Below are 4,332 nucleotides of genomic sequence, written 5' to 3' on the forward strand. Positions count from 1 at the left end.
GCTTTCAATGAACAGGTCGCGCTGGCGTTGAGCGTCCTCAATTCTCCGACACGCGATGTCGAAATATTTGGGTTCGCGCTCGATGCCGATGAAGTCGCGGCCCATCTGGACGGCGGCAACGCCAGTGGTCCCGCTGCCCATGAAGGGATCGAGGATAGAGGCGGGCTGCGAGACAAGCTGCTCGATGCACCATTTCATCAGTTTGATCGGCTTTTGCGTCGGGTGATCCGTGCCGTCGATTAGAAGCTCGACGCGGTTCATCGTCTTGATGCGAAGCGCGCCGCCGTGCGATGTCCAAGCCAGTTCGCCGTCAGACTGGTTGATCCGCTGCCCCTTGTCCCAGACCAGCCATTTGCCGGTTGCCGGAAGCATGTCAGCGAAGTAATTCCCGCCCCAGATGATCGCTTGCGGGGCAGCGCGCAGCATTAGGTCAAACACATCTTGCGAGGGGCGATCAGCGTCCCATCCCAAGAAGTCATGCGCCTTGCGTCCGCCGTTGCCGCCAGTCGTGCGTACCTGACCGTCCTTGCCAATCCCATAAGGCGGGTCAGTCACGACAGCATCGACCTTGCCGAGCGTCGGCAGAATGTCGCGGCAGTCCCCGCAATACAGCGTAGCCCGCCCGATGATGACAGGCTCGCTCATCGCAGCGCCTCGGGAACAGGCTTGCCCTGATCGCGGTACATCTGCCGAGCCTTGGCGCGGTAAGCCTCTCTGGGGTCTTTGCGCTGGCTGGAGAGGATGTAAGAGGCTATGCGGGTGAGATAGGTGCGGATCATGCGAACATTCCCTCATCGTCAGAGTCCGCCGTCAAATCGTAATCACCGGGGCGCTCAAGCAGCTTGCGGCACGGCGCGATCCAGCGCAGTTTCGTGGGTGTTTCCCCGTCGATCCAAACCAGCCAAGCGTAGGCGGTGGCGGTCGATCCTTCTGGCGCCAGACGCCCCTTGTGCATCACGACGCGCTCGGTAAACTGGAGGACGTAGGACGGCGGGTTTTTCGAGAACAGGCGCTCATGGCGTCCCTGCCCCTCAAGAAATGCGGCGCGAACAATGACCGCGAATCCGATGCGGCTGGTTTGACCGGCGCGCTCTATGAATTGCTCGGCAAGTCGAAACGGCGGATTGGTGATTGTGAAGTCAACCAGCTCCAAATCGCCGGGAAACAGATAGTCGCGAATCGGGTAGCCAGCGCCGTAATCGTGAACGTCCCCGGCATCGACGGTCGCGAAATATTCGGCGAGCGGCTTGACCATATGCCCCCGATTCGCGGCGGGTTCGCGCACCGACATCTCCCCGATGTCATAGTCCTGCGCCAGAAACTCACACAGCGCGCGGGTTGCCCACGGCGGGGTCGGAAAGTCGTCGAGCGAATCGTGTGCCTCGACCCGGCGCTGCATCACGGCAGTTGAACGGTTCTGGCTCATGCGTCACCGCGAAGGATGCGAGCGATACGCTGGACGGTGGCGTTAGCGCCGGGGGTGATCTGCTCAAGCGCCCGTTCAATGCGATTGCGCGCAGTCTCTAGAGCGTCAGCGCAGCGGTCGTGTTCGGCGGTCAGTTCTTTGCGTTCGGCGTCCCACAGCGCGGCGGCGCCTGTCCAGAACAGAAATTCTTCCGTATGAGCGTTTTGCCACCAGTCGCGGGCGGCGATGGTTTCTTCGATTCCGGCGTTGTCAGCCACTTTGCCCATCGTAAGCACGGCGCACGTCCCGAAACCGATGATGCCGCCTATACCTGCGGCTGCGATAAGGTCTAACATAGCGTAAATCCTTATGGTTAAAGCGAATTAACGAAATGCGGGGCGTTAACCCCGATACGGCACAGTCGATTTCAGGGGCTTGCGTCGTCCCCGCGCTTCGGTGCAGCGGGCAGGCAATGAGTAGGAATCCACAAAAACGGCACCGCGAACGGTCTGCCGATCAGGACAATGCGGGCCGTGTCGGGGGGATTGACACGGCCCGCGCTCTGTTGCGACACCAGAGCATATCGTTTCATGCTGCGACACCGGTTGCGCGAGCTTTGGCAACCAGCGGGGATATGTCAGAGGCGTTGATTGCTCCACCTGTCACCGATTCCATTTTCAGAGCCAGTTCAGGGGGCCAGTCAACGGAATCGCGGAGCTGTGAAAGCCTGCCCTGCGTGATATTCATCGCCTCGCAAACCTCTGCGCGTTTCAGCGATCCAGGACGGTCGAAATATGATTTGATGATGCTCATGGGAGTGAACCTTAAGCGCGCTAAACCGGAAAGGCAATGCGAAATAATTACACTGGCTAAAAAATAAATGTTGCAATCCAGAATTAGCGCGCCTAAAAGTGGTGCAACGAAACACACCAACCCGTGAGGCCGAAACATGACGCACACCTACGAACAGATCGCCGCCGACTTCTACCCCGGCACAAAGACCATCCCGGCGACCGTCCGGGTCTATCAGATCGACAACGGCCAGCGCCGCACCCTCTACGAAGGTGATGTTGCCGGTAAGCGTGACGCTCGCATGATTGCGAAGCAGTTCAACGCCACCCCTTGGAACTTCTGAGGAGAATGGCGATGACACACCCCAAAACTTATCGCGGCTGGAACGTCCACTACGACCACCCGCCCATTCCGATCCGGTCCGCTGACTGGTCGGCCACCTCGCCCGATTACGATGTTGACTGCGACCAAGACGGCTTCTTCGCCTGTGCCGGTCAGCAGGTCCACGCCGCGACCTACGCCGATCTGGTGTCCGAAATAGACGCCGCTATTTCGGACAGCGATCCCACCGAGATCATGAACACCGAGGAATACCTCGCGCACGTCGGCGGTGCAGCATGAACGCCATCACCCCCCAACTCCGCGCTGCCCACACGGCACACGTCCACGCTGTCAGCCGCTCGTCTCGCATATGACCGCGCCCGCATGTCGGCTGCATCGCTGCCGTCAGAGGATCGGCTCGCGCTGGCAATCTGGCTGGTGGATCAGCTCGATCACACGGACCCCGACGCCCGGAATGAGGCTGTGGACGTGCTCGGAGGCCTTATCTCGTGAGCGAGATGCTCGACTTTCAGCGTGGTCGCGAGGCCCGCATGGACTGCAAACCCAGAGGTGCTCGACGCAACGCCGACTGGCTACGCGGCTGGGACCAAGTGGACGCCGACGAACGCCGATGGGCCGGTCGCACCCCTAATGAGATTGGAGACGGATGTGAGTGACAGCAATATGGCGCTTCCGCAAGCGGACCGGGCTGGCGGTCCTACGGACCTGAGCCGCTGCGCGTCTCAGCCAGAGGCGCTCATCCCTAGCGCAATCGTTCTGGTTCGTGATGACGATCCTGACCGCAAGCCGCTCCTCTACGCCTGTGCAAAGTGCGGCAGAGTTCATTCGCCGCGCATCTATCTGGCAACTGACGAGGTGGCCCACCGGACCGCGCGAGAAGCCGCCGAGGATTGCTATAACTGCCGGACGCACAACACCTGCACACGCTGTGGTGCCGAATGCGCAAAGGGTTGGACGGCGTGTGATGCCTGCCGCCTCGAACGCAAGCATGCCGAGGCGGAAGAGATTCCAGACGACGGCGGGCCTTACTGCGCTTTCGACGGGGATACCTACTATCAGGAAATGGAATACGCCGCCGACGATGGCTGCGAATGGGTCCACCCCTGCCATATCACTTATCCAAAGATCGACCCTGATAACGTCATCGATAGCCTCCTTAGCGACATGCACGAAGATGCCGACGTTGACGACCTTGTCGGCGTCGATGCGCTCTACGAAGCGGTGAAAGCGTTCAACGAGGCTCAAACTCAGCAGTCTTGGTATCCCGACAGCAAGCGCAAAATTCGCGTCCCCGCGAAAGGGATTGAAGCCGGAACGGCGGAGACGGGAACCGGCTCCGTTCACGAAAGCCCGGTCACCGAAGGTGATGCGCCATGATCCGCGAAACCCCGCTCGAAGCTCCAGACGTAGCCCTCTGGGACCGTCACAGCAACATATGGGACTCAGTGATGTCAACATTGCTCGACCGTCCCGAGGTTACTGTTCTGTCTTGGCCGTGTCCTGACTGTGGGGACTTCGCGATCAAATGCACCTGCACTCAGGGAGACGATTGATGGCCAACTGGCGCACCGACATTCCGCCCATGGATGGAACCCCGATCTACATGCGGATCATCAGCGTTCTTCGCTATCAGCCCTACAAGCCCAACAGCCAGCAATTCAAGGCGGGCATCACGGGTCGCTGGCAGCAAATGAACGAGTTCGGCGGATGGGATAACTGCCCGCACCCGCTGGGCTGCGAATGGAAGGAGGCAGGTCTATGATCCGCGCATTCTCACGTCACCTAAGGATGCT

General features: G+C 60.1%; 9 protein-coding genes. 4 read left to right on the forward strand and 5 right to left on the reverse strand.

All coding sequences use genetic code 11. From position 1 onward, the window contains the following. From IPF76_RS14765 to IPF76_RS14785, 5 genes are all read right to left on the reverse strand, one after another. On the reverse strand, positions 1 to 645 hold a 645-nt coding region (locus IPF76_RS14765; protein ID WP_293845593.1), incomplete at its 3' end, for a DNA methyltransferase. Next, complete coding sequence (locus tag IPF76_RS14770; RefSeq protein WP_293845596.1) at positions 642 to 779, reverse strand: hypothetical protein; 138 nt, start codon at positions 777 to 779, stop codon at positions 642 to 644. The genes IPF76_RS14765 and IPF76_RS14770, both read right to left, overlap by 4 nt. Next, a complete protein-coding gene (locus IPF76_RS14775; RefSeq protein ID WP_293845599.1) occupies positions 776 to 1,426 on the reverse strand; it encodes a hypothetical protein in 651 nt (216 codons plus the stop codon). The genes IPF76_RS14770 and IPF76_RS14775 overlap by 4 nt, the downstream gene beginning before the upstream one ends. Further along, a complete protein-coding gene (locus IPF76_RS14780) occupies positions 1,423 to 1,683 on the reverse strand; it encodes a hypothetical protein (protein WP_293845602.1) in 261 nt (86 codons plus the stop codon). The genes IPF76_RS14775 and IPF76_RS14780 overlap by 4 nt, the downstream gene beginning before the upstream one ends. 310 nt (positions 1,684 to 1,993) lie before the next feature. Further along, positions 1,994 to 2,218, reverse strand: coding sequence for a hypothetical protein (locus IPF76_RS14785; protein WP_293845605.1), 225 nt, complete (start codon positions 2,216 to 2,218; stop codon positions 1,994 to 1,996). Positions 2,219 to 2,354: 136 nt separating this feature from the next. On the opposite strand from IPF76_RS14785, the gene IPF76_RS14790 reads away from it, so the two are divergent. The 4 genes from IPF76_RS14790 (at position 2,355) to IPF76_RS14805 (ending at position 4,301) form a co-directional block, all read left to right on the forward strand. After that, the gene (locus IPF76_RS14790) at positions 2,355 to 2,540 is read left to right on the forward strand and encodes a hypothetical protein (protein WP_293845608.1); all 186 of its coding nucleotides are present in this window, start codon (positions 2,355 to 2,357) and stop codon (positions 2,538 to 2,540) included. A gap of 11 nt (positions 2,541 to 2,551) precedes the next feature. Then, on the forward strand, positions 2,552 to 2,818 hold the full coding sequence (locus tag IPF76_RS14795; RefSeq protein WP_293845611.1) for a hypothetical protein: 267 nt from the start codon (positions 2,552 to 2,554) through the stop codon (positions 2,816 to 2,818). A 369-nt stretch (positions 2,819 to 3,187) separates the two neighbouring features. Beyond that, positions 3,188 to 3,916: a hypothetical protein gene (locus tag IPF76_RS14800; RefSeq protein ID WP_293845614.1), complete on the forward strand. Its 729-nt coding sequence runs from the start codon at positions 3,188 to 3,190 to the stop codon at positions 3,914 to 3,916. A 175-nt stretch (positions 3,917 to 4,091) separates the two neighbouring features. After that, positions 4,092 to 4,301: a hypothetical protein gene (locus IPF76_RS14805; RefSeq protein WP_293845617.1), complete on the forward strand. Its 210-nt coding sequence runs from the start codon at positions 4,092 to 4,094 to the stop codon at positions 4,299 to 4,301. Positions 4,302 to 4,332 lie beyond the last annotated feature (31 nt).

Source organism: Sphingopyxis sp., from assembly GCF_016704835.1.
Taxonomy (GTDB): domain Bacteria; phylum Pseudomonadota; class Alphaproteobacteria; order Sphingomonadales; family Sphingomonadaceae; genus Sphingopyxis.